A 23,712-nucleotide genomic window follows, 5' to 3' on the forward strand; every position below is an offset into this window, starting at 1 on the left:
TCCCCCATGGACAAATTATCCTATCAAAATGTTCTTTTGGTTTACTAGAGCGCCTTATAAAACATATATTCCCATTAAGCAAGGCATTTGCCGCGCAGATAGGTTGGGTTTTTATGATTTTTAAGAGGTTTTTGATTGGTTTTGGCGTGTGTGCCTCGGTTTTTGGAGTTGCTAGCGCTGCCAGCGTCTCGGATTGTGCGTCCAATTTGAAAATTGACGGTGTTCTGACCAATCTTTATAAGGATTTGAAGTTGCCGGCCAACGGTTCGGGGATTTCTGGCTGCGAGAACATGCGTTTTTACTGGACCTCCAGCGATACCACCTTTTTGAAGAACGACGGAACCATTGCCGCCCGCCTCGTCAACCAGAATAAGACGGTGCAGCTGTCCGTGAACATCACCGACGGAACCCAGTTCGAAACCAAGAAGTTCGACGTTTCCATTCACGGTTACGAACCCTATTCCAACTATCTTTTCATTTATTTCCCGGCCAACGACAACGAGAATATCTATTACGCCATCAGTAACGACGGTTACAATTTTGCTGCCATGAATGGTGGCAAGCGAGTGGTGGCCGCCGATACGGTCGCCCTGAAGAAGGGACTTCGTGATCCCCATATTTTGCGCGCACCCGACGGCTATTTCTACATGGTAAATACCGACATGAAGAGTGCCGAAGGTTGGGCAAGTAATCGCGGCATGGTGCTGATGCGCTCCAAGGATCTGGTCAGCTGGACTCACAGTACGGTTCATTTCCCGGACAAGTACAAGGGTACTAATTTTGCCAACGTGACTCGCGTGTGGGCTCCCGAAACTATCTGGGACAAGGATTATCAAAATGCCGACGGCAGCAAGGGTCGCCTGATGATTTACTTCTCCTTGCTGACCAACGACGGGACCATTCCCTACGACAAGGTTTATTACCTGTACGCCAACGACGACTTTACCGATGTGCTGGGCAAGCCCACCTATTTCTTTGACCGCGGTTCCGCCACCATCGATATGGACATCGTCTACAACGATAACGACGGACTTTACCATGCCTTCTTCAAGAACGAGGGCGACGGCGGCATTTGCAAGACTACAGCCAAGACTTTGACAGCGCCTGCCGGCAAGGAAGGCTCCCAGTGGAGCAAGCCCAGCGGCACTCTGCAGCAGACCAAGGAAGCGGTGGAAGGCGCAGGCGTCTTTAAGCTGATCAATCAGGATTCCTGGATTCTCATGTACGACTGCTACATGAACGGTCATTACCAGTTTACCAGCAGCCCGGACCTGACCAACTTTACCTTTGTGCAAGACACCAAGATGGCGGGGGCATTCACTCCACGCCACGGCACCGTGCTGCCCATTACCGCCAAAGAAACGGCTGCCCTGATGAAGGCCTTCCCCACTGCGGATTTCGAGCCCAAGGTGTTTGATATTCCTGAAACTGTTGCCAAGTTGGATGACGGCCAGGTGGCTGTGAAGCCTTGTTCTGGAACAAAGATTGTGCCTTATGTAAAGGTTGGGGATAGTTGGACAGAGACTACAGACCTTTTGGTAGAACCGGGTAGCAGCATTACCTTTGGCCCCCATCCTTGGGACGGGAAGATTTGGAGTTGGAGCGGTCCTGCGGAATTTGGTGCAACCACCCGCGAAGTCGCCCTGAATGATTTGCAGTGGCAGAACAGCGGCATTTACACCGTGGAATATACCAATGAAACGGGCTGCAAGAGCTACGAGAAAATCAAGGTGGTGGTAAACGATCCGGAACACCCCTATGTGGAACCGGAGGAACCTGACACAACGCTCGCCGATACAACGGAAAGTATTGGCCGCTGGAACGTAGAGTTCTCCGCAGTTCCTGTTCGTGTCCAATATTTCAACATGAACGGAAAACTGCTGCCCGGAAAGCCCAGGCAGCCTGGTATGTACCTCCGCAGGGAATTCTTGAATAACGGACAAGTTCATACTCAAAGAATCCGTCAATAAGGTACATTTAGAACACGCAATAAAACCGCTCGCGAGTTCAGCTGAATTCGCGGGCTTTTTGTTGCCTCGTGGGAGGCGTCAAAAACGAATCGTTTTACGATCTACTTTTCTTCTGCGGCGTCCTTAGACTTTGCTACAGACGCTGATGCTACATGCTTTCGCCTGGGAACGAGGTGCCGCTTGACGGGACCATTCCCTGCATGGGTTGGCATCGCTTTCGCCTTTGCCGAGAGAGTGTTCGTGACGTGGGTTTCACCCACGGATTCGCATTGACCGGTAAATAGGTGATGGTTCATTGCCATATGTATTTAAAAGATACTACACATTTTCCAGATGTCAACTTTTGAAGGATATTTTTTTGCCGCAATAGCACGAAGAATTCAAAAAACACCTTTTTTCGGACATATCCCTTGTGTGGCTAACGAACGTTAGTTAGATTTTAGCTAACGTTCGTTAGTCAAAAGGAGGATAGAATGTTTATTTACTGTTTTTTTTTATATATCTTTCGGTAAAAATCTTCAATGGAGTTTGAACATTCATGAGTGAAACGCTTTCTACGAAGGAAAAGATTCTTGCCACATCTCTGGATTTATTTGCAGAGAAGGGTTTTGAAGGTACGTCGGTGGATATGATTGCTGCCGCCATAGGAATTAAAGGTCCTTCGTTGTATAAGCATTTCAAGGGCAAGGCCGAAATTTTAGACGCCCTCATTACAAAGGTGAGTGGCTATTACACGACAAAGTTTGAAGACTCCGGTCATTTGGCACACCGTGATCATAGAACAGATGATCTCCCCCGCTCCATAGAAGAATTGATCCATTCCACATTCGCAAGGATCAACTTTACTATGCACGATGAGACCGTCCAGAAAATGAGAAGGTTTCTGACTATTGAGCAATTTCGAAATTCAAGAATTGCAGAACTTGCAAACTTCCACAGCTATGAAGGATTGCTCCAGAGATTCTCGAAGCTGTTTACGGCACTGATGAAGACAGGGCTGCTTGTGGAAGGTGACGCTAACATTATGGCTTTGGAATTTATCGCTCCCGTTTCCTTGATGATCCAGTCATACGACCGCGACCCGTCCAAGGAAAAAGAAATCGTAAAGAAAATCAAGGCTCATTTAAAGCACTTTGGCGATACTTACGGAAAGCAGTAATTATGTCCTGCAGCAATGAATTTATCGATTTCATTCAAGATGTCTTAAGTGATGTTGGCGATGTTCGTGCAAAGAAAATGTTCGGCGACTGGATGATTTATGTAGACGAAAAGCCTGTGGTTCTTGCATGCGATGACATGGCCTACGTGAAAAAATTGCCGGAAATCACAGACCTTATGGAAGAAGCGGAATGCGGAGTCCCTTATGAGGGTGCCAGGGAACATTACATCCTGGAAATGGAACAGCTGTCCCATGTTCGTGATGTAGTTCAAAAACTGGTGGAAGTCATACCAACACCGAAGAAGAAGAAAAAGTAACGAATTTCCGTTTAATAATTGTTTAAAAGGAGAATTACAATGGATCAGAATCAGAAATTTTGTCAGAGCTGCGGCATGCCTCTCACTGCAGAAGTGATGGGTTCCAACGCTGATGGCTGCAAGAACGAAGACTACTGCGTTTACTGCTACAAGGATGGCGCATTCCTTCAGAATTGCACCATGGAAGAAATGGTAGAACATTGCGCCCAGTTTGTGGACGAAGTGAACAAGCACATGCCCAAGCCCATGACCAAGGAAGAATACAAGCAGATGATGATGAATTACTTCCCCATGCTGAAGCGCTGGAAGAAATAAGGATTCTTTATGTGCAACTGTTCCAAAATGATTGCAATTTGCGGTTTAAACTGCGAAACTTGTGACGCCTATATCGCCACCAAAAACAACGACAATGAACTTCGCGCCCAGACCGCAAAGAAATGGGCCGAGATGAACAACGCTCCGGAAATCACGCCGGAAACAATCAACTGCGCTGGATGCCGCGGCAATGGTGTCAAGTTCTATTTCTGTAGTCACCTCTGCCCCATCCGAAAATGCTGTACCGAAAAGGGCTTGGAACATTGTGGCCAATGTGCTGAAATGGACCGCTGTGAAACGGTCCAGATGATTCACGGCAACAATGCCGATGCAAAAAGCAATCTTTGCGGATTGAAAAAAATCTAAAATGAGGTGGCATTTTTTCTTTGGTCAGGTGTTTCAACAGTAAAAAGAAACATCCTCTCAGGAGAAAAAATGAAACGAGTATTTTTTGGATTGTTGGTTCTAGCTATTGGCGTAATGATGTTATTGCGAGCCATGGGAATTGAATCTTTTGACTGGTTCTTTAACATGGAATGGAAACCCTATATTTGGCCCATTGCTGTAATCCTTATCGGCATTGGCATCATTTTCCATAAGGCCCGCCATAAGCATTGCGACCACATGCGCGTTAAGGATTCTTCAGACGCCATGGACGAAAAAGGCTTCATGAAGATTGAAGCAACTCTTTCTGGTCATAAGTACAACTTGAAGGGTGAAGATTTTTCTGGAGCAAAGATTAATGCATTCCTGGGAGGAGTGTCCCTTGACCTTCGCAATGCAAACTTTGCAGACGAATCTGAAATTAAGATTGACGCCTTTATGGGTGGTGCAGAAATTTTCGTTCCCCAAGACATTCAAGTAAAGATTTACTCTTCCTGCATTTGCGGCGGCGTAAAGAATGATAAACCTGCTACCGTCACAGATTCAAGCAAGACCTTGCATATTCATGCCGAATGCCTCTTCGGCGGCGTAGACATCAAGCGTTAACGCTCTGCGGTAAAGCTGTCAAACTAAAGATTGGTTTGCAGGATTTTCACCTGTTCGTCAGCCCATTCCTCGAAGGTGTCGTCGGCGATGTGGGCCTTGGCCTGCTGCATCAGGTGAATGTAGAAATGCAGATTATGAATCACCGAAAGAGTCCACCCCAGGGGCTCTTTTGCTTTATGCAGATGACGCATGTAGCCGCGGCTGTAGTTGCGGCAGCAATAGCAATCGCAGTTGGGGTCCAGGGGTGTTTTAAAGTCGTGGGCGAACTTCTGGTTCTTGTAGCGGAGAACGCCCTGGCTGGTGTAAACCAGACCATCCTGGGCGTTTTTGGCGGGCAGAATGCAGTCGCACATATCTACCCCGCGCTTGATCAATTCCAGAAGATTCCAGGGAGTGCCTACACCCATGACATAACGGGCGCGGTCTTCGGGCAAATGGTCGGTGCAGAAGTCCGCAATCTCGTACATGGTTTCCACTGGTTCGCCTACAGAGAGGCCGCCCATGGCATAACCGTCGGGACCCACTTCCTTAAGCGCCTCGATAGACTTCAGTCGCAGATCCTTGTGCATGCCGCCTTGGACAATGCCGAAAAAGTACTGCGGATAACCGTGGATAGGCGGATTCGCCTCTAGCCATTCCTTAGCCTCGCGAGTCCATTTGAGAGTCAGTCGCAAGGATTCGTCGGCTTCATCCACCGTGCTGGGGTACGGCGTGCATTCGTCAAAGGCCATGATTATATCCGCACCGATTTCCCGCTGGGCCTGCATGACGCTTGCGGGCGTGAACATATGCATGGAACCGTCTTGCAAACTCTTGAAGCGGACGCCCTCTTCGGTAATCTTGCGGAACTGCTTAAGACTCCAAACCTGGAATCCGCCGCTATCCGTAAGCATGGGGCCGTCAAAACCCATGAACTTCTGGACGCCACCAGCCTCTGCCACGGTCTTTGTGCCCGGACGCAGGTAAAGGTGGTATGTGTTGGCCAGAATGATTTCCGCTTCCATCTCCTTGATGTCGCGGGAGGTAATCCCCTTGACGGTGGCGTTGGTGCCTACCGGCATAAAGATGGGCGTTGTCACGTCGCCGTGGGCGGTGTGAATCACCCCAAGGCGGGCCTTGGATTTCTTGGACGTCTTCTTCAATTCAAAGGGATTAGCGTTCATCAAGTAGAAAGGTAGAAAAAGAACATCTACTTCTTCAAGTTTTTCTTGGCCATGAGGCGAAGCTCCACCATTTGCCTGCGCCAGATGTCTGCATCGATGGCGGGGAATCCTGCCACGGTGCGACCTGCGGGAACGCTCTTGGTAACGCCGGCTTTCGCGGTGATAATAGCCCCGCGGCCAATGGTAAGATGACCTGCCGCTTTTGCACCACCGGCAATGTTCACGTCATCTTCTACGATGGTGGTGCCGCCTAATGCTGTTTGGGCGGCCATAAAGATATTGTTACCTAGAACGCAGTTGTGCCCGATTTGAACCATGGCATCAAAGTGACAATCGTTGCCGATGGTGGTGGGCGAAATAAAGCCTGCGGCCACTACGGTGTTTGCGCCGAAGCTGCAATTGTTTCCGATGTGGACTCCTGCCAGGTGCGGTACCATACGGCGCTTGCCCTGATATTCGTAGAAACCGAAACCGCGGCTACCGATTACTACTCCGGCCTGAAAGATGCAACCCTCCCCTATGACCACATTGGGGTAAACGACAACGTTGGCTTCTAGCTTACAGCCAGGACCTATGACGGCCCCCGGCATAATTACACAGCCTGGACCGATTTCTGCGGAAGGGGCAATATGAGCGGCTGCATCACCTGATGTTCCAGCCACTAAAGCGGAACCGTATTTTTCTAAAAAGCAGACCATGGAGTGGTAAGGATTTTCCACCGGAACCAGGCTGCGAACCTTTGGAAAAATTTTGCGGAGGTCGGCCGCGGTACTATCCTGGGAGGCGGCTTGCTGCATATTGGCGGGTACATAAAGCACACCGGCTTCGCACTTGCTTAAATCGTCTGCAGAAAAACCGTTTGCCCCTGTAATGCTCTTGACGTTCCCGGTCCAGAAACTGATATCTGTTGCTGTCGCTTTTTCCAGAGACGCGAATCCGTTGATTTCAACGCCTTCTACAATCACGGGTTTCATTAGGACCCCAGTGAGAGAATTTTGACTTTGCAGGCGTAATCGATCTTTACCTGATTTCCCAATTTACCGGTTAGATCTTCTCCGTCCAGCTGTAAAAATTCATCTTCCGCAAAATCAAGTGTCAGAGACTTCGCTTTCTTTGAAACGAGGAAAAACTTCTTGACGAAATTTCCTAAAAGCGGGACGGACCCAATGGCGATTGCTGCGAGGAACATGAACATGTTCGGCACGCAGACGACTTCTAATAGGCCGTCAGCCATGTCCGACTTGTAGAACGGTTGGGACCCGCCTGCAAAACTGGGAATGTTTCCTACGATGACTGTCCGATGCCCTGAAACATCCTGAGAATGTTCGACGTTTTCGGCGTCTATAAAACTGATTTTTCCCTGTTTTAGAGTGTAGTTCCTGTCGGCAAAGAAACGGTCTACGTAATGAATTCTGTTGGCGATAACGGAATTGGAATTGAATGCGCCCTGGGAGCGGTCTCTGTTAAAGTCGTGGGCGATTCGTGCGTCGATGCCGCCCGAAAAATAGTTGGCGAAGGCAATCTTCCCGTTCACCTTCCAGATGTCGAAAGGGCGAGCCTTGGATTGGAGAAGACGGCGGACCAGGAACAGCAAACCTTTATCGACGTACGGCTTGTAAAGGTTCAGAACTCGGGCAAGGTCGTTTCCGGTTCCCAGGGGAATCAAACCGATTTTTACGGTTTTTGCATATTCCGAAGACACCAGCACAGACAGCACCGAAGAAACGGTTCCGTCACCGCCTACGGCAATCAAGGTCTCTGTATTTTCAAGAGCATCTGTAATCTGCTTTTCCATACCCTCGTGAACGGTGAATTCAGCCTTCCACTGGTCATCCTTGTAATTCATGGATGCCATGATTTCGGGCAGGAACTTATAGATTTCCTTGCCCTGGCCACCGCCGCTAATTGGGTTTATAAGAAAAACAAACTTATACACTAAAAATCCTCAGAATTAATACTGGTCTTGACGGAGTGCTTCCTTGATTTCGATGTAATGTTCTACGCCTTCGTTAAATTTACGAATTTCGTCATCGGTTAGTTGGCGGGCCACTCGTGCGGGGGATCCGACAATAAGACTTCCCTCGGGATATTCCTTGTTTTGAGGGACCAGGGACCCGGCGGCCACCACGGAATTCTTGCGGATGCGAGAACCATCCATCACGATGGCTCCCATTCCCACCAGCACATTGTCTTCGATGGTGCAGGCGTGGAGAACCGCATTGTGGCCCACGGTTACATTGTTGCCGACATGAACGCCCACATCTGTAGAAAGGTGGATGGTCACGTTATCCTGGATGTTGGTTCGCTTGCCAATTCGGATCTCGGCCAGGTCGGCTCGTATGACGGAGTTGTAAAATACAGAGGAATCATCCCCGATTTCCACATCACCAATTAGACGCGCTCCTTCTGCCAGGAATACGCGCTCTCCAATGACGGGCTTCTTGCCCTTGTACTCGATAATATTTGCCATACTATTTCAAGGTCCCGTAATGAGCCACCATTTCTGGTGTGATTGCCTTGGGGCGTCCGCGGTTCAAGTCCACCAACACCCATTGGGTCTCAGATTCAAAAATAATCTTACCGTCGCTGATTCGTTCAAAGCGACACTTTCGTTTGCTAACTACCGTTGTAAAAGAATCAACCCAGGTGATTCCCTTGATTTCGTCGCCAAGGAAGGCCTGGTTCCTGTATTCGATATGCTGTACGCGAATCATCCAGCCGCAGTTCATTTCGCGCATGAGGGCTGTGCCGCCGCATTGCTCGGAGTGATTCTTCGAAATGTCCTGGATCCACTGGACAGACCATACATTGTTAAAATGATGGTTGTCGTCGATCATCTCGGGAGTGACCTTGAAAGTTTCAGTATGAACCAGAGGTTCCCAGTTGCTATTTTCTTCGGCCATCTTTTCCTCGACTGCTATTCGAATGATTTTACCAGGGTGGGTATCGCTAATTCAAATTTAACACCATACCAGTGATTTTCTGCGTCGTCAACCGTATTTTCTATGGCTTTTAGGGTAAAGTCTGCCGCAATTTTTACGGCTTTCATGGTGCTCTTGCCTCGCATCTTGGCTCCGGTAAAGGCCGAGGCATAGATGTCGCCGGTTCCATGGCACCACATTGAGACTTTTTTGTGCTCGTAATGGTTCAGCTCACCGTTTTCGTAAACGGCAATACCGGTGTAGCCTTCCCTGAAGCCGATGCCGGTCATGATGACGCTCTTTGTACCCAGGTCGCAGAGGCGCTTGCATAGTTCCGTAATGTAGGGGCGGTCATACTCTTCGGTATATTCCATGCCGGTCAGGTAGCTTGCCTCTGAAATGTTAGGGAGCAGTACGTCCGCTTCGGCGCAAAGGCGCTTCATGGCTTCAACGAAGTTCATGTCGAAACCGGCATAAAGCTTGCCTGCGTCGGCGAGAACCGGGTCTACAATGCGGAGAGCTCCCTGGTTGCCGGTGGTCTCCATGATTTCACGGACGATATCTACCTGGCGTACACTTCCCAAATAACCGGTATAAAAGGCGTCAAACTTAATGCCTTCCTTCACCCAGTGATCTCGAATGGGCAGTAAATCGTCGGTCAGGTCCCTGAAGGTGTACCCCTTGAAACGTCCTGTATGGGTGCTAAGTACGGCCGACGGAAGCACGGCACACTCGATACCGCAGGCGGAAACGATAGGCAGGGCCACCGTAGAGGAACACTGGCCAAAGCAGGAAATATCCTGGATCGTAAGGACTCGCTTATACATGCGTCCAAATGTAGTAATTAAAGGGGCGAAGACGGATTTTCCAAGCGAATCCATAGGTTTAACGTGATAGGGCTAATATTTTTTAAAATATTTAAACCGTAATCTCATTGTAAAGAAAGTTTAAGTTATATTTCTCTCAAAAATATGGAGTATTTGTATGGATTGGAATCAGTTTACTAGCCTCACTTCCGATGATATGCAGGCTATTTGGAATTTCGGTACCAAAGATCCGTTCTCGATCCTCGGTATCCATCCGCTGAATACCGATAAGGGTGTTAAGACTGTTATCCGCACTTACCAGCCCCAGGCCAGCTACATCCGTGGCGAATCCTGCGACGGCGAGTTCGAGTTTGATTTTGTAAAGCTGGGCGATACCGGTTTCTTCGAAGCAGTCCTCGACAAGGATTACGAACCGTTCTTCTACAACCTGATTATCCGTCAGGGCGACGGTATTGAATATACCCTTACCGACCCTTACGCATTCCTCCCTGTGCTGTCTGACTTTGACCGCCACCTGATTGCCAGCGGAACCCATTACGAACTGTATCGTAAGCTGGGTGCCAATATTGTTGAACATCAGGGCTTCAAGGGCATCCATTTTGCTGTGTGGGCTCCCAATGCCCGCGCCGTTTCCGTCATCGGCAACTTCAACAGTTGGGATGGCCGCCGCCACCAGATGCGCATGCTTGGCGGATCCGGCATTTGGGAAATCTTCATCCCGAACCTGGGCGAAGGCGAACTGTACCGTTTCGAAATCCATGGTGCCGACGGCAACATCCACGTGAAGGTAGACCCTCTGGCAAAGCTTTCCGAAGTGCGTCCGGCTACCGCTTCCATTACCACCCATCTGGATGGTTACGAATGGGGCGACGACCTGTACATGTACACCCATTACGCTACCAAGGTCTTTGGTAGCCCCATGAACATCTACGAAGTCCACGCCGGTTCCTGGCGTCGCGACCCCGCAGATCCGGATCGTTTCCTGAACTGGGAAGAGTTGGCTGAAACCCTTATTCCTTACCTGAAGGAAATGGGTTATACTCATGTGGAATTCCTGCCCCTGGCAGAACACCCGCTGGATGAATCCTGGGGTTACCAGGTCACCGGTTACTACTCCCCCACCAGCCGCTACGGTACTCCCGACCAGTTCCGTAAGTTCGTGGACCTTTGCCACCAGAACGAAATCGGCGTGATTATCGACTGGGTCCCCGCCCACTTCCCCAAGGACGCTCATGCACTGGGCCGCTTCGACGGTACCGCCTGCTATGAACACGCTGACCCCCGCCAGGGCGAACACCCCCACTGGGGCACCTATATCTTTAACCTGGGCCGCAACGAAGTCAAGAACTTCCTCATTGCAAACGCAATGTACTGGCTCAAGGAATTCCACTGCGACGGCCTCCGCGTCGACGCCGTTGCAAGTATGCTGTACCTTGACTACGGTAAGGGCCCCGGCGAATGGGTTCCCAACAAGGACGGCGGAAACATCAACTACGATACTCTTGAATTCCTGAAGCACCTGAATAGCATCATGGGCCGCTTGACTCCCCATGCCATTCTCATTGCCGAAGAATCCACCAGCTTCCCCAGCATCACCCGTCCTCCTGAACAGGGCGGCCTGGGCTTCCACTACAAGTGGAACATGGGTTGGATGAACGACTTCCTCTCCTACATCCAGCACGAACCCATCCATCGTAAGTATCACCACAATAGCCTCACCTTCAGCATGGTGTACGCCTATTCCGAAAACTTCATCCAGGTATTCAGCCACGACGAAGTTGTTCACGGCAAGGGCTCCATGCTGGGCAAGATGCCTGGCGACAACTGGCAGAAGTTTGCAAACCTCCGTTTGACTTACGCCTTCCAGTACGCACATCCGGGCAAGAAGCTGAACTTCATGGGCAACGAATTCGGTCAGTTCCGTGAATGGTGCGAAAAGCGCTCCCTGGACTGGCACCTTGTCAGCTGGGATAGCCACGGCAAGATTCTCGCCATGATGAAGGACTTGAACCACGTCTATAAGGAAAACGCACCGTTCTGGGAAATCGACCATTACCATACCGGTTTCGAATGGATCTGGTGCGACGACGCCGACAACTCCATCGTCAGCTTCGTCCGTAAGGATGACCACGGCAACGAAATCCTCTGCGTATTCAACTTCACTCCGGTGGTCCGCAACGACTACCGCCTGGGTGCACCTACCGCCGGCAAGTGGAAGGAAATCTTCAACACCGACGCTAGTATCTATGGCGGCTCCAACGTGGGCAACATGGGCGAAGTCTGGACCGAACAGATTCCTTGGCAGAATCGCGCACAGAGCATGAACGTACAGGTCCCGCCCCTGGGTGCCGTATTCTTCAAGCTGGAGAAGTAACCATAAACGTCATCCTGAGCGCCGCAGGCACGAAGGATCCAAGCATTTAAAAAGACCTCACGCATGTGAGGTCACTTTTTTATGAAATAAAAATTCACCTGATCTCAAAAGTTCCACCACCACATTCCAGATTTCCTGACCAACACTAACAGTGGACCTCGCTGGCCAAACTTTTCCTTGCCGCAAGCAAGGATCACGGCAACATGAAAGGCCGCCACGAACGCTACGCCTACACATTCCTGGGCATCATCAACGCCAGCATCCAGGCCTATTCCATGGGCCTCATAAAGCTAAATGACAGGGACGTCTACGACACCTGCCATCAGTTCATGCACGGAATTTTCTCATAGCCTTGCAGTTTTCCCTGAAAATTCATATTTTTCCATTGAATCAAGGAGTCAATATGAAGAAAGGTTTTACTCTAATTGAAATTATGGTGGTTGTAGTTGTTATGGGAATCCTTGCCGCCGTGGGAGTGCCAAAGATTTTCGGTCAGATCGAAAATGCCAAAATCGCTGTTGATATTCAATCATTGAGCGCCGTCAATACCGCAGTCGTTCACGCAACCCTTGACGATGGTTTTCAACAAGCATTTGACAAAACCATAAGCAACGACGAACGTGTCATGCGCATGAGAATTTCCTGGGCTATAGCAAACCAAAACAGCGACAAAGCTCAACTTCATAAACTTGTCGTTGAAGCAATTAAGGCAAATGCAGGCAGCAACTACATCGAATTAGGGAGCAAGACATCCTATTCCGACGGCAACGTTGCAGCCGTTTATCAAAGTAACTCGCTGAGAAAGAAGCAATTAGACATGATGGTCCTCATTGTAGAACATAGCGGACACTTCAATATTGTCACGTTCCCCACAACTAGCGCAGGTAAAGATCCCATCGTCTATATGTATACTTATAGAGGTAGGCCTGTTGCCGCCGGGGACGTTCCCAAAGATGGAGAAGCCTGGGGAAACCAGAAAAAGAAGGTTACCTTCAAATACATCCCTCTAGAAGACTAAGTCACGCCCAAAACACTTTACAAAAAAGAGACGTCTTGAAAATCAAGACGCCTCTTTTTTTTACTAATTTATTTAATTACTTTATTCATCCTTCACGCAGCGAACGTAGCGACGACGCTTCTTGGGGAAATCATTACGGTCAATTTCCTTCGGCTGAATGTAACGTGTATAGACATTGGTCGATGCGGTATCGGCGCTTTCTGTCGCACTCCAAACATGCATACTAGCACCCAAATCCTTCCAACCAACATTGTTGTTGCCCTCAATGGCATAATGATACTTTCCGCCAGGAATTGCCGAGAACCCATAGTCATCTGTCATAGGATAATCGTCATACCCCTTCCAAGCACCATTAGGATCGCAAAGGCTTTGGCCTGCTGTAGCAACACCGTTGCTGGCATCTACAAAGTCGAACAAAGTTTGCCATTCTGCATCGGAAGGAATATGCCAACCCTTGGGGCAAATTCCACGATTGTAGCTCGTATCACTAATAACACCATCCTTCAGCGCAGATTGCGTCTGATACTTCTCATCAATCCCCATTGCCGTTGCCCATGTATACAAACGGCCATAGGTTTCACAGTTTTCAGGTTCATCGTTAAAGCACCAGCTAGAATCAATTCCAGTTGTTGCACGAAGATTTTCAGCCATCCACATCTGAGTGCCGATACCTACAGTCTTGTATGTATATCCATCATACTTTACAGTACCTTCGACACGATGCACTTCCGCAGACGAACTTGATTTCGGCTTGCTGCTTGAAGTCGATGATTTGGCTGTCGTGTTCTTGTCACTTGAACTACTCGACGATTTAAGACGAGACGCCTCTACTTCGCTATCTACCACCCACTTCCAAGTATGGGAGGTATCCTGAATGCAAACCATAGTGCTGTAACCGTATTCAAGAGTTGCATTTTCGTTACCCTTGTCGCAGCCCCGTTCAAAATAGACCTCGTTTTTACTGGCCTCAGTCCAGGAACTATCTCCTCGGCAGGCATAGGCCACATCCTTGGAATGGATAATGGAATAAAGATTCTTGTCATTACAAGCATCAACAAGGGAGCCGGCGACACAGTCCTGTTCATCGACATCATATTCTTCGCCCCTACACATTCCCGTGTTGATGTACTCCGAATTCGTGGAATGGCATCCCCAAAGAGAAAATAATGCCATTGAAGAAATTGAAAACTTTAAAAGATGATTTATCATAAAAAATCTCCTTTCTGCAAGAAACCTATAAAAAGCCACACCCCTTAAAAGTACAAAAATTTTTTATAAAAAAGAAGCATCCCATATTACAACATGGAATGCTCTTGTTTTATATGAGGTTACTACGGGTTTTAAAATTCGTTCTGTTTCTGCTGCTTGGCGTCTGCCTTGCCCGCCGTTTTCAGATGGCGGTAAACAGCGGGGTGTCCAGCAATGCTATGGACGGAGAGAAGGTTGGATGTTTCGGACACGGACACGCCGCTAGTTTCCGATTGGACTTGTTGATTTTTTAATAGAGGGTTTCTCATAAACCATATTCATTAGCTGATGGAATAAATATACGCTTTTTTTTCGTATTGTTTGTTAAAGGTTATGCGCTAAGTTTTTGCAAACGGTAGGCAACCGGGCTCATGTACCCCAGGCTGCGGTGCAAACGCTTGCGATTGTAGAACAGCTCGATATACTTGAACAAATCCTCCCTGACCTCGTCAATATCTGCGTATGTCCTGTGGTGAACTTGCTCCAATCACGAACTGGTTGAAAAGTACCGCAAGGATCCCATCGCAAGGAAGGCTTATATGTCTCTGGAACAGAAACTCAACATCCGCGAAAAGAAAGGTGCCGAAGCCAAGAACAAGGAACTTGCCAAGGACTTCCGCGATGCAGGAATTTCTTTAGAAGTCATTGCCCAACAAACAGGTCTCTCCCCTGAGGAAATAAAGACTCTGTAACCCCAAAGACTTTCTTGTAATTTTAAAAGGCCACACCGATGAAGGCGCGACCCTGTTTTTTTTACTGCAACTACGCGTAGGTTGCAGCACAAATCTTAGCATTTCTGGATTTTCCATTCGCCGATGGTGCGTTTTTCGGTATCGAAGGCGGCTCCAATCTTGTACAAGCTCTTCAGCGTTCCGTCGGCTTTGTTCACCACGGAATATGGAAGCAGGTAGCCTTTATCGTCGATCTGTTTTAGGGCGTCATCGACGGTGCCGTTCTTGTCCAGTTTGAACTCGAAAACGTAGACGCTGTCGGCGGTTTCTACCACGGCGTCGGCACGGCCTGCAGCGGTTCGCTCTTCGCTACGCACCAGGTAGGGCGAGGCAATTCTGAAAATCAGGTAAAAAATAGTCCTGTAGTGGAGTTCGTTCTGTTTCTCAATATCGTAGGGAATGCTCGCCATGAACGCACGCATTTCGGTAAGTGCGGTTTCCAGGTTGCCAGCCTTCATCGCCGTGATGAAATGATCCAGAAATTCGGAAGTATCGTCGCCATTTTTAGACGTATAGGTGCACGTCAGAAGATCCAGCAAGCCTTCGCGGACCTCATCATTGGGGAACTGTAACTTATATGGGCGAACCGCATTCTTGTCGTAGCCCTTGATGGTCAGGTATCCACTCTGATAAAGAATGGGAATCGGCGTTTCCGCAGTTTCCGTGGGGGCATCGAAAGAACTCTGCTTGACATCAAAACCTCGGTCGTATTCCTCGGGGCTTAGCTTGTAATGGGCCATGGCTTTTGTAAGAACCGTTGGCGTACCGGAAGCAAACCAGTAGTTCGCTAGATTCAGCTTGCTCAAGGAATTTATCAAGCTAAAGGGATTGTAGATATCCGGAGAGTTTTCGCAGAAATGGTAGCCATCGTACTGGCGCTGCAGGGCAGCAACTGCTTCGTTGTAGGTCATGCCTTGCTTGTCTGCTAGAGCTTGGATTTCGGGCTGCATCTGGGTCAGCAGTTCTTCTTTGGTGATGCCACAGATGGCTGCATACTCGTCATCCATGGTAATGACGTTCAGGTTATTCAACTCGCTGAAGATGCTGAGCTGGCTGAACTTGCTGATACCCGTAAGGAATACAAAACGCAAAATGCCACCAAGCGCCTTGAGCGGGGCGTAAAGGTCACGCATACGGTTGCGAACCTTTTCCTGCAAAGCAGCATCACCCATAGCCTCGAGAACCGGGGCGTCGTATTCGTCGACAAGAACAACAACCTGTTCACCGGTCTGCGCATTGGCTGCACGAATCAAAGAAGAAAGACGACTTCCCCAAGCCTGGTTAGAACTATCATTGTTTATGCCATATTTTTCTTCATTTGCCGCTAGAATTTCGTTCATATTGGAGGCGAAAGTTTCTGCTTCCAAGTTCTTTACCGTACTCAAATCCAGGCGAATGACCGGATACTTTTTCCACTCGGTCTCCAAACGTTCCATGGCAAGGCCGGTAAACAGTTCCTTACGACCCTCGAAATAGTATTGCAAGGTGCTAATCAAAAGCGACTTTCCAAAACGGCGGGGACGGCTGAGGAAATAATATTGGCTTGTATGCGTCAAGTTATAGACAAGATCAGTCTTATCTACGTAATAGTATCCGTTATTGCGGACTTGAACAAAATCCTGCACGCCGATTGGAAATCTCTTTAATGCCATGTCTCTAATATAACATTTTTAAAGAAACGCGTTGGACCTGTTGAATTTTCAATAGAGGTTTCACCCTCTTATCAAATCACGCCATAGTCCACTTTTTTTACATCCAAATAAGTTTTGTTCGTCTCAAAAAGAGCCAAAAATCTTTTCTTTGAAAAATCAAATCCCCAGACTGACCTCCATCATCATCATTACACCAAAGATAATACTTCACATAATATACGAATGGAACGGGCTCTTCGTCTTTATAAAAAGAAAAAAGACCATTTAATGCTAAATTGAAAAATAATTCTTCTGACAAAGAATCACTAGCAATCGTTTCTGTAAATTTCAAAGCACTTATTTTCTTTTGCTAGAAATTAATTTTACAAACTTTAGCTTCAGCGTACTTTGCATCCTTTGTACGCTCGTTTTTTATAGCAGCGCTGCAAAAAAAAACATTTCCTCCTTCAAAATAAATTTCAAATTTTTGATTACAACGATATATTGTGCTATCTAAAACAACTTTCTTCAGAGGACTTTTAAAACTTACGTTACATTTGGAGCCAGACACTTTTGACGCATATTCAACATAATTGCCAGGCAAGGCATAATCAGCGTCATAGTCTGGTGATGCATAAACAAGATAAAAACTAATTAGAAAGAAAAATGTAAAAAAAGCATTTTTAATAACAACCCATAATTGTGTATCTCATACCCAGTGCATCCAATATAGCCACTTCTATTTAAAATAAAATTCAGAACGTAAGAATAAGGGAAAAAAAGACGACGCAGCCCGAAAGCTACGCCGCTCTTTGTGGTCTCCTAACCAACAACTCTTTCTAACCTTCAAACTCTAAACACAACAAACAGGCGTCCCTGCAAGGCATGCCAAATCCATACAAACACCACACTTTTAGGAAAGTATACTTGGGCGAGCCAAATGCTCTAACCGCAAGATCAATCCTCCTAAACCCAAATGTGACTTACGTCACGCCCCTTTTACCGACGCCAAATTTATAAAAAAGTTTACGAACATGCAACAAAAAAATTCAACTGCAAGAAAAAAAGTACTATTGAGTACTATAGCTACCTATTTTCTAATGTACCGCCGGCGTATCGAAGCACAACACGGTCCGACTCGATAGATGGCTTAGGCGGAGGAGGCGGAGCCACCTCTACAACAGGAGCAGGAGCCGTCGGTTTCCTATGATTGTAATCCCTAAAGGACTAATAAAAAGGCCTCACGGAAGTGAGAATTTTTTTTTATTGCATAAACCAGTATGTGATGTATCCTTGGAAAATGTGCTCATGAAAACCCGTATTTTTAAAAATTTCCATTATTCCGATACTGTATCGTATGCCAAAATCAATTCTTTGAAATTTATAGCCAAAACCGATGGTGCCATCAACCAACATTTGACTGGACGGATTTGATTTCGGTTTAAATTCCTCATCCGCGATTGTCACGCGTTCGTCAAAGCTAGTCAGCTTGACGTCAGGTCCAAGAGTTAGGAACATGTGGTTATCAAAAAAAACGTCGAATAACATTCCCAAGCGCAGAGAAACTAGAGTCAGTTCTTCCTCGGCATCTTGATCAAGATATTTAAACTTTACGGTATACCCATTTACATCGAGAGCGATTTCAGGAACAAAGGTCAATGAGTATCCGTTTGGTGAATATGATGAGGAAATCGGAATTGCAAATCTTGCTGCAATCAAGGACATGCCTGCACCACTGCCTTCATCAAAATCGCTTGGCAATCCGGAAAGCACGTTGAATGACAATCCAGACATGATTCCCACGGAAAAATTATCAAAGGATTTTGCCATCGACATCGTAACGCTCAAGAGCAAGGCCAGGAGAGTAATTCTAATCTTCATGATTACCTCCTATATTCTTTTAAAGTGAAAAACGGAATTTCTCGATTATAATAATCCCTGTTTTCGAAATTTGCTTCACTACTGACTATCTGTTTCAAGATCATGTCAACAGCCAAGGATACATAGTGACCCTTTGAATCTGTAATCTTGAATCGAGCCCTGTTCTTTGAATCGCCGTAAATGACATTTCCTATAAGGACTGTCGTATCGTTTTCCACCCAATTGTCATCTAAGTAGTAACCACTAAAACTGATCTTGTCGTTTGGATGTTCCAAATTACCCATGGTCGGAATAAAGTCATCGCCCTTAATGTAATTCTTTATGGAATTTGAATAGGCAATCAATGGCTTAGGCTCCTTCCCCTCTTCTGTCAACTGAAGGCTAAGGATAGAGGCTTTCGAAAACCTGCTTTCGTTTACTGTGTAATGATTCCCATTGGGACTTGATGAGGTCTGTATTGTATTTGTTGCGAAACTGTCAAAGGAAAGGCCGCATTTAGAAGAACCGTTGTCGCAGCTGAACGAAAAAACGACCCCCTCCAAGTCGGTCAGGGCAACCTCGTTTTCCAATTCCTTTTGATTAACCGTGTAAGAATCAGCGTAAGTGCAGCCCAATAGCAGAGCCGATACAAACGATAGTGCAAGAAATCTCTTTTTCATCCGAATAAAACCTCCTAATCTACCAACGTGCAATATAACTACAAATTTTATAAAGGGCGTAAAAAAAGTCAAGGCGAATTACCGAAGGATCAATCGGGAATTTTAGACTTTACCATGGAGCATCCCCAATGACAAGGGAATAAGAAAAGCGACGCAACCCCCAGGCCGCGTCGCCTTTCTTGTGGTCTCCTAACCAACAACTCAACAACGCAAAACAGCAAGTGTTTTGCTTAATCCCAGAAACAAGATGGCATCACCCACCTTACGTCCTAATCAATAATGTAACGGAAAGATTTTTTAGAATCTAACCCCAAACGTAAACAAATTTAGTTAACAAGCAAAGAATTGTCCACATACTTAACTTTTACAAAAAAGAAACCCCGCCGGTATTTATCCGACGGGATTTCTTTGATTTCAATTTAGCCCATCAACCTTTGCGGCATTAGAGCTAATTTGAGGTGATTACTTGTCGAGAACGATCAAAGTAACGGTGCGCTTGCCAACCTTAACCGGCTTAGACAGGTCAACATCCTTAGCCTTCTTGGAAGGATCGTTTGCCCAACCTTCCTTCAGCTTTTCGGAGGACTTGTCCAAGACCTGCATCTTAGCCTTGCCCTTGAAGCCCGGGATATCCAGCTTCAATTCGTAATCGCTGTAGGGGCTCTTGTTGATGACCAGGAGGCTCTTCTTCTTACCATTTTCGGTGTAGTAAGTAGTGAGGAGAGATTCCTTATCGCCAGTGATGGTGGTCTTCAGGAGCTTACCGCGGAGAGCGTCAGAAGCCATCTGGAATGCCCAGTAGCTGGGACGCGGGCAGTTCATGCATTCTTCTGCAGATCGGGTCAGGTAACCGTAGTCACCGCCTTCCGGGGTAATGTCGTTGTGGATATCCCAGTACTGTGCGTTGTCAACATTTTCAGTTGCGAGCATAGCCAGGTAGTCAGCAACGAACAGGCCGTTTTCGAGAGCGATGGTCTGCGGACCCGGGTTGAAGTCAACAGAGTTCCATTCGGTGAGCCACAGTTCGATCTTCTTGTCCTTGTTGAACTTCTTGGTCCACTTATCTACGGTCTTGTGCAGACGGCTGTAGATCGGGGTCAGGTCCTGAGGAGCAGAGAGCATGGCGAAGTCGTTTTCTTCACCGAAGTGCTGCGGATAGTGGTGAACGATAAGACCGTCAGCGATGTCGCCGGTTTCGCGGAGAACGTTTTCGTTCCAGTCGCCATCGAGAACGCCGAGCACAGCAACCTTAATGGTCGGGTCAACCTTCTTCATAGCTTCGATGAACTTACGTGCGCGCTTACCATAAACGGTACCGCCGTCCTTACCATACTTTTCGTAGTACGGGTGCCAGTTACCGTAGACTTCGTTACCGATTTCCCAGTACAGGATGTTGGCCTTCTTGTCTACGTTAGTGTGCTTAACCCATGCTGCAGCTTCCTGTTCGGTGCCGGAACCGAAGTTCACGGTGAACATAGCGTTGGAGCCGGTCTTCTTCAACCATGCGAGGAATTCGTCGGTATCGACCATCCAGTCGTGGTTGTCGAGGATTTCCTTCCAGTGGTCGTCATCAGCACGGAGACCACCCGGGTAACGGATAATGCCGTGGTTGATGCGCTTTGCATATTCCCAAGTCTGGGTCTTGAACTTCTTGTTGTCCAGCATGTCGCCGTCCCAGAGGGCAGCGTTGATACCGAAGAGGCCACCAGAGATGTTCGGGTTGATCACGTCGGAAGAACCCTTGACGTCAACCTTGACAACTGCCGGACGGGCAGCAGCCTTGACTTCCTTCTGGTTGGTCAGCTTAATGTTATCGATTTCGAAGGAACCGTTAGAACCTTCTCCACCCGGTTTGAAGTCCAGAGAAACAACACCCTTCAGGTCGAAGAGGCCGTTTTCCTTTGCTTCAGGCGGCTGGTAGTACGGGAACTTGCTGAAGTTACGGAACGGAACGATCACAGTGGTACGACCGCGAGGTACACCGGTGTTAGCAACGAAGAGTTCGCTGCCAGCGTCGCCGACCTGAACGGTAATGGACTGCCACGGACGTTCAGAGTAAACGTCGAACATGATGCCCCAGTGCTTGGTCCAGTCACGGTCAGCAGCCGGGCGGTTGTTCTTCTTGAGGTCGAGCACAACGTCAACCCAGTCAGACATTTCGAAATGCTTGACATTGAGGGAGTTGCCATCGAGCTTGGAAGTCTTGAACGGAACATCAACTTCAACCTTGGACTTCGGGCCCTTAGACGGTTCCCACTTGTCGCCGTTGAACTTGCTTTCGAAGTCAGAAATTACGTAGTCAGGAGCATTGCCCTTCCAGTTATCCCACTTGATATCCGGGTCAACCCAGTCGATATTTTCGGTGAAGGTAACCTGGTCAACGTAGATGGTCACAGGAGCCGGCTTGCCCGGTTCACCCTGGTTTTCACCCTTGCCGACAGAGAAGCGGAGTTCCTGGATCTTGTTCCACTGGATATCCTTAGCAACTTCGGCCTGCTTGTTAGCGTCCCAAGCCTTACCCTTGTCGCCGAACTTCTTCAGAGGAATCTTGACGAGCTTCCAATCGGTACCAACCTTGGCGCCTTCGATCCAGTCGTTGAGGCTAATCTTGGTCTGGCTCTTGATATCGTTGCCCTGGTTGTCCAGAATACCAACGTATACCTTTTCGCCACCGAGCTTACCCTTGATCCAGAAGTAGAGACCACCCTTGTTACGGACCTTGGACAAGTCAACATACTTGCCTTCGCCCAGAGAGTAGGTCACACCGGACCAGTCGTTGTTATCGATGTAGAGAGCGAGAACGTTCTTGTTACCCGGAGTCTTGGAGTCAGCTTCACGCTGGGCAGAGAGACCACCGTAGCTGTAGCTGAAGCCCTTCAGGCCATCAGAGTAGAAGATGCCGTTGGCAACGGGCTTAGCCTTGCCGTCCAGCTTTTCGGGGTTCTTAGGACCGTCGATGACGTCGTTGTTTTCATCCCAGTAAACCATCTTGGCCTTGGGCTTGGCCTTCTTGTTACCCTTGACGATTTCGATGTTGTCAACCCAGACTTCGAAAGTCTTTTCGGCGCTCTTGTCGATAGAGAAGCGGATTTCTGCAATCTTATCCCAGTCGATACGTGCGGGGAATTCAGACTTACGGGTGTTGTCCCAGTAGAGACCACGATCCGGGAAGTCGACCAGAGGAATGGAAACCTTCTTCCATTCGGTAGTGACGGAGCCACCTTCGATGTACTTGTTCATGGGAAGAACGACCTGAGTCTTCTTGCCGTCAGAAACTTCTTCATCGAGGAGACCGACCTTAACAGTTTCGCCACCCTTTGCGCCCTTGATCATGAATTCGAGCTTGGAGTCGAGCATGAACTTGTTCAGGTCGAAAGTTTCGTTGTAAAGGCAAACGGAAGCACCGGAATATTCGCTGGGGTCCAGCTTGATATTCAGAGCGGACTTGGACTTGTAGCCGCCGTCCTTCGTAATGGTGATACCCTTGCTCTTGCCGCCGTATGCGTAGTCGAAGCCACCCTGGCGATATGCATCGTCAAAGAACTTGTAAGGAACTACACGAGGTGCTTTCGGCTGAGCCATTGTAGCTGTCACACCAAAACCCAGAAGGGCAATGGATGCAGCAGTCAATGTACGCTTCATCATATATCGTATCCTTTTGTTTGTGTTAGTTTGATCTTTGTTTTAATTTGCTATTCGAAATTAAATCTTTTGAGGCCAAAAAAGGTGCACGCGGCGCGAAGTCGCGTACACAGATTGAACCAAAATTACTTGGCTTCCTTCAGCATCTTTTCAACCAGTTCGGGGCTGAAACGATCCTGGCGCTTACCGTTGATGTAGAAGTTCGGGGTGCCCTGAACGCCAACCTTGACGCCCAGATCGAAGTCCTTCTGGATGCGAGCGTTCATGGCATCGTCCAGGACGCGGTCCTTATTGAACTGTTCAATGTTCAGGCCAACTTCCTTAGCAACTGCTTCGAAGGTGGAGTCGGTCAGTTCGCGGGAATGGGGTGCCAGAGCATAGCGATATTCCCAGAACTTGCCCTGCTTCTGAGCGGCAATGGCTGCTGCAGCTGCCGGCTTGGCGTTAGCATGGAAGGACAGCGGGAAGTTCTTGTATATGAACTTGATTTCGCCCGGGTGCTTGTCCATGAGTTCCTTCATGGTGGGAGCGATGCGAGAGCAGTACGGGCACTGGAATTCGGTGAATTCCACGATAGTCAGCTTGGGGTTGGTGGTGTTGCCGAAGACCGGAGATTCGTCAACGGGAATGTCCCAGACCTTGTTGTCTGCTTCCATTTCAGCCTTGGCAGCTTCGAGAGAAATGCCTCGCTTGTCGAGAGCGTACTTAAGAATTTCGAATTCTTCCTTAACCTGGTTGAAATCCTTTTCGAGCTGGTCGAGGCGAGCCTGCTGGTTGAAGGAACCACCGGCGGAAGCCTGGTTACAAGCAACAAGACCAGCAACACAAATAGCCATAGCGGCAATGGAGAGACGTTTCATTTTTTT

At 48.0% G+C, this 23,712-nt stretch carries 24 protein-coding genes and 1 pseudogene; 10 read left to right on the forward strand and 15 right to left on the reverse strand.

What is annotated here, in order from left to right; all coding sequences use genetic code 11:
* The first annotated feature begins 113 nt into the window (after positions 1–113).
* Positions 114–1,970 carry a glycoside hydrolase family 43 protein gene (locus B7992_RS04140; RefSeq protein WP_088665639.1) on the forward strand — a complete coding sequence of 619 codons (1,857 nt, stop codon included), beginning with the start codon at positions 114–116 and terminating at the stop codon, positions 1,968–1,970.
* A gap of 101 nt (positions 1,971–2,071) precedes the next feature.
* On the opposite strand, the gene B7992_RS04145 is transcribed toward B7992_RS04140, so the two are convergent.
* Positions 2,072–2,272 (reverse strand): hypothetical protein, encoded by a 201-nt coding sequence (locus B7992_RS04145; RefSeq protein WP_073161495.1) that lies wholly within the window; start codon positions 2,270–2,272, stop codon positions 2,072–2,074.
* Positions 2,273–2,508: 236 nt separating this feature from the next.
* Between B7992_RS04145 and B7992_RS04150 the strand changes: the two genes are divergently transcribed.
* From B7992_RS04150 to B7992_RS04170, 5 genes are all read left to right on the forward strand, one after another.
* Positions 2,509–3,129 (forward strand): TetR/AcrR family transcriptional regulator, encoded by a 621-nt coding sequence (locus B7992_RS04150; RefSeq protein WP_088665640.1) that lies wholly within the window; start codon positions 2,509–2,511, stop codon positions 3,127–3,129.
* Between the two features lie 2 nt (positions 3,130–3,131).
* Positions 3,132–3,446 (forward strand): TfoX/Sxy family protein, encoded by a 315-nt coding sequence (locus B7992_RS04155; RefSeq protein WP_088665641.1) that lies wholly within the window; start codon positions 3,132–3,134, stop codon positions 3,444–3,446.
* A gap of 39 nt (positions 3,447–3,485) precedes the next feature.
* Positions 3,486–3,761, forward strand: a complete 276-nt coding sequence (locus B7992_RS04160) for a zinc ribbon domain-containing protein (RefSeq protein ID WP_088665642.1) — start codon at positions 3,486–3,488, stop codon at positions 3,759–3,761.
* Between the two features lie 9 nt (positions 3,762–3,770).
* Entirely contained in the window at positions 3,771–4,127 is a 357-nt protein-coding gene (locus B7992_RS04165) for a DUF3795 domain-containing protein (RefSeq protein ID WP_073286876.1), read from the forward strand.
* Between the two features lie 69 nt (positions 4,128–4,196).
* Positions 4,197–4,751, forward strand: coding sequence for a LiaF domain-containing protein (locus B7992_RS04170; RefSeq protein WP_083538287.1), 555 nt, complete (start codon positions 4,197–4,199; stop codon positions 4,749–4,751).
* Positions 4,752–4,774: 23 nt separating this feature from the next.
* Here the strand turns inward: B7992_RS04170 and tgt are convergent, their stop codons facing one another.
* From tgt to B7992_RS04200, 6 genes are read right to left on the reverse strand one after another with little or no spacing between them, the layout of a single operon-like run.
* Positions 4,775–5,914, reverse strand: a complete 1,140-nt coding sequence (tgt, locus tag B7992_RS04175) for a tRNA guanosine(34) transglycosylase Tgt (protein WP_073161501.1) — start codon at positions 5,912–5,914, stop codon at positions 4,775–4,777.
* Positions 5,915–5,940: 26 nt separating this feature from the next.
* The gene (locus tag B7992_RS17280) at positions 5,941–6,888 is read right to left on the reverse strand and encodes a DapH/DapD/GlmU-related protein (protein ID WP_083539806.1); all 948 of its coding nucleotides are present in this window, start codon (positions 6,886–6,888) and stop codon (positions 5,941–5,943) included.
* Complete coding sequence (locus B7992_RS04185; protein ID WP_073161503.1) at positions 6,888–7,850, reverse strand: diacylglycerol kinase family protein; 963 nt, start codon at positions 7,848–7,850, stop codon at positions 6,888–6,890. Before B7992_RS04185 ends, B7992_RS17280 begins: the two co-directional genes overlap by 1 nt.
* A gap of 15 nt (positions 7,851–7,865) precedes the next feature.
* Positions 7,866–8,384 (reverse strand): gamma carbonic anhydrase family protein, encoded by a 519-nt coding sequence (locus B7992_RS04190; RefSeq protein WP_073161504.1) that lies wholly within the window; start codon positions 8,382–8,384, stop codon positions 7,866–7,868.
* 1 nt (position 8,385) lies between these two features.
* Positions 8,386–8,817, reverse strand: a complete 432-nt coding sequence (locus tag B7992_RS04195; RefSeq protein ID WP_254917606.1) for a thioesterase family protein — start codon at positions 8,815–8,817, stop codon at positions 8,386–8,388.
* Between the two features lie 14 nt (positions 8,818–8,831).
* Positions 8,832–9,662 (reverse strand): pyridoxamine kinase, encoded by an 831-nt coding sequence (locus B7992_RS04200; protein ID WP_088665671.1) that lies wholly within the window; start codon positions 9,660–9,662, stop codon positions 8,832–8,834.
* Between the two features lie 157 nt (positions 9,663–9,819).
* On the opposite strand from B7992_RS04200, the gene glgB reads away from it, so the two are divergent.
* From glgB to B7992_RS17365, 3 genes are all read left to right on the forward strand, one after another.
* Positions 9,820–12,036 carry a 1,4-alpha-glucan branching protein GlgB gene (glgB, locus tag B7992_RS04205; protein ID WP_073286888.1) on the forward strand — a complete coding sequence of 739 codons (2,217 nt, stop codon included), beginning with the start codon at positions 9,820–9,822 and terminating at the stop codon, positions 12,034–12,036.
* Between the two features lie 203 nt (positions 12,037–12,239).
* Positions 12,240–12,386, forward strand: coding sequence for a hypothetical protein (locus B7992_RS16540; protein WP_176421847.1), 147 nt, complete (start codon positions 12,240–12,242; stop codon positions 12,384–12,386).
* 53 nt (positions 12,387–12,439) lie between these two features.
* Positions 12,440–13,054 (forward strand): prepilin-type N-terminal cleavage/methylation domain-containing protein, encoded by a 615-nt coding sequence (locus B7992_RS17365; RefSeq protein WP_088665672.1) that lies wholly within the window; start codon positions 12,440–12,442, stop codon positions 13,052–13,054.
* Between the two features lie 81 nt (positions 13,055–13,135).
* On the opposite strand, the gene B7992_RS04215 is transcribed toward B7992_RS17365, so the two are convergent.
* Together B7992_RS04215 and B7992_RS04220 are read right to left on the reverse strand one after the other, a co-directional pair.
* Positions 13,136–14,227 carry an FISUMP domain-containing protein gene (locus tag B7992_RS04215; protein WP_158535536.1) on the reverse strand — a complete coding sequence of 364 codons (1,092 nt, stop codon included), beginning with the start codon at positions 14,225–14,227 and terminating at the stop codon, positions 13,136–13,138.
* A gap of 406 nt (positions 14,228–14,633) precedes the next feature.
* Positions 14,634–14,786 (reverse strand): annotated as a pseudogene (locus B7992_RS04220) (IS3 family transposase); the annotation flags it as partial.
* Between the two features lie 55 nt (positions 14,787–14,841).
* Between B7992_RS04220 and B7992_RS16545 the strand changes: the two are divergent.
* Entirely contained in the window at positions 14,842–14,994 is a 153-nt protein-coding gene (locus B7992_RS16545) for a hypothetical protein (protein ID WP_158535537.1), read from the forward strand.
* 95 nt (positions 14,995–15,089) lie between these two features.
* Here B7992_RS16545 and B7992_RS04225 read toward each other — a convergent pair whose 3' ends face one another.
* The 6 genes from B7992_RS04225 to B7992_RS04250 all read right to left on the reverse strand — a co-directional run bounded on the left by B7992_RS04225 (position 15,090) and on the right by B7992_RS04250 (position 23,706).
* On the reverse strand, positions 15,090–16,685 hold the full coding sequence (locus B7992_RS04225) for an ATP-binding protein (protein ID WP_088665645.1): 1,596 nt from the start codon (positions 16,683–16,685) through the stop codon (positions 15,090–15,092).
* Between the two features lie 97 nt (positions 16,686–16,782).
* Positions 16,783–17,016, reverse strand: coding sequence for a hypothetical protein (locus tag B7992_RS04230; RefSeq protein ID WP_073284992.1), 234 nt, complete (start codon positions 17,014–17,016; stop codon positions 16,783–16,785).
* 911 nt (positions 17,017–17,927) lie between these two features.
* Positions 17,928–18,545, reverse strand: coding sequence for an outer membrane beta-barrel protein (locus tag B7992_RS04235; protein ID WP_088665646.1), 618 nt, complete (start codon positions 18,543–18,545; stop codon positions 17,928–17,930).
* A 2-nt stretch (positions 18,546–18,547) separates the two neighbouring features.
* Positions 18,548–19,204, reverse strand: coding sequence for a hypothetical protein (locus tag B7992_RS04240; RefSeq protein WP_073284986.1), 657 nt, complete (start codon positions 19,202–19,204; stop codon positions 18,548–18,550).
* Positions 19,205–19,666: 462 nt separating this feature from the next.
* Positions 19,667–22,849, reverse strand: a complete 3,183-nt coding sequence (locus B7992_RS04245) for a carbohydrate binding domain-containing protein (protein WP_073161093.1) — start codon at positions 22,847–22,849, stop codon at positions 19,667–19,669.
* A 122-nt stretch (positions 22,850–22,971) separates the two neighbouring features.
* Positions 22,972–23,706 carry a thioredoxin domain-containing protein gene (locus tag B7992_RS04250; RefSeq protein WP_073237159.1) on the reverse strand — a complete coding sequence of 245 codons (735 nt, stop codon included), beginning with the start codon at positions 23,704–23,706 and terminating at the stop codon, positions 22,972–22,974.
* Between the last annotated feature and the right edge of the window lie 6 nt (positions 23,707–23,712).

Source organism: Fibrobacter sp. UWH1 (assembly GCF_002210365.1).
Taxonomy (GTDB): Bacteria; Fibrobacterota; Fibrobacteria; order Fibrobacterales; family Fibrobacteraceae; genus Fibrobacter.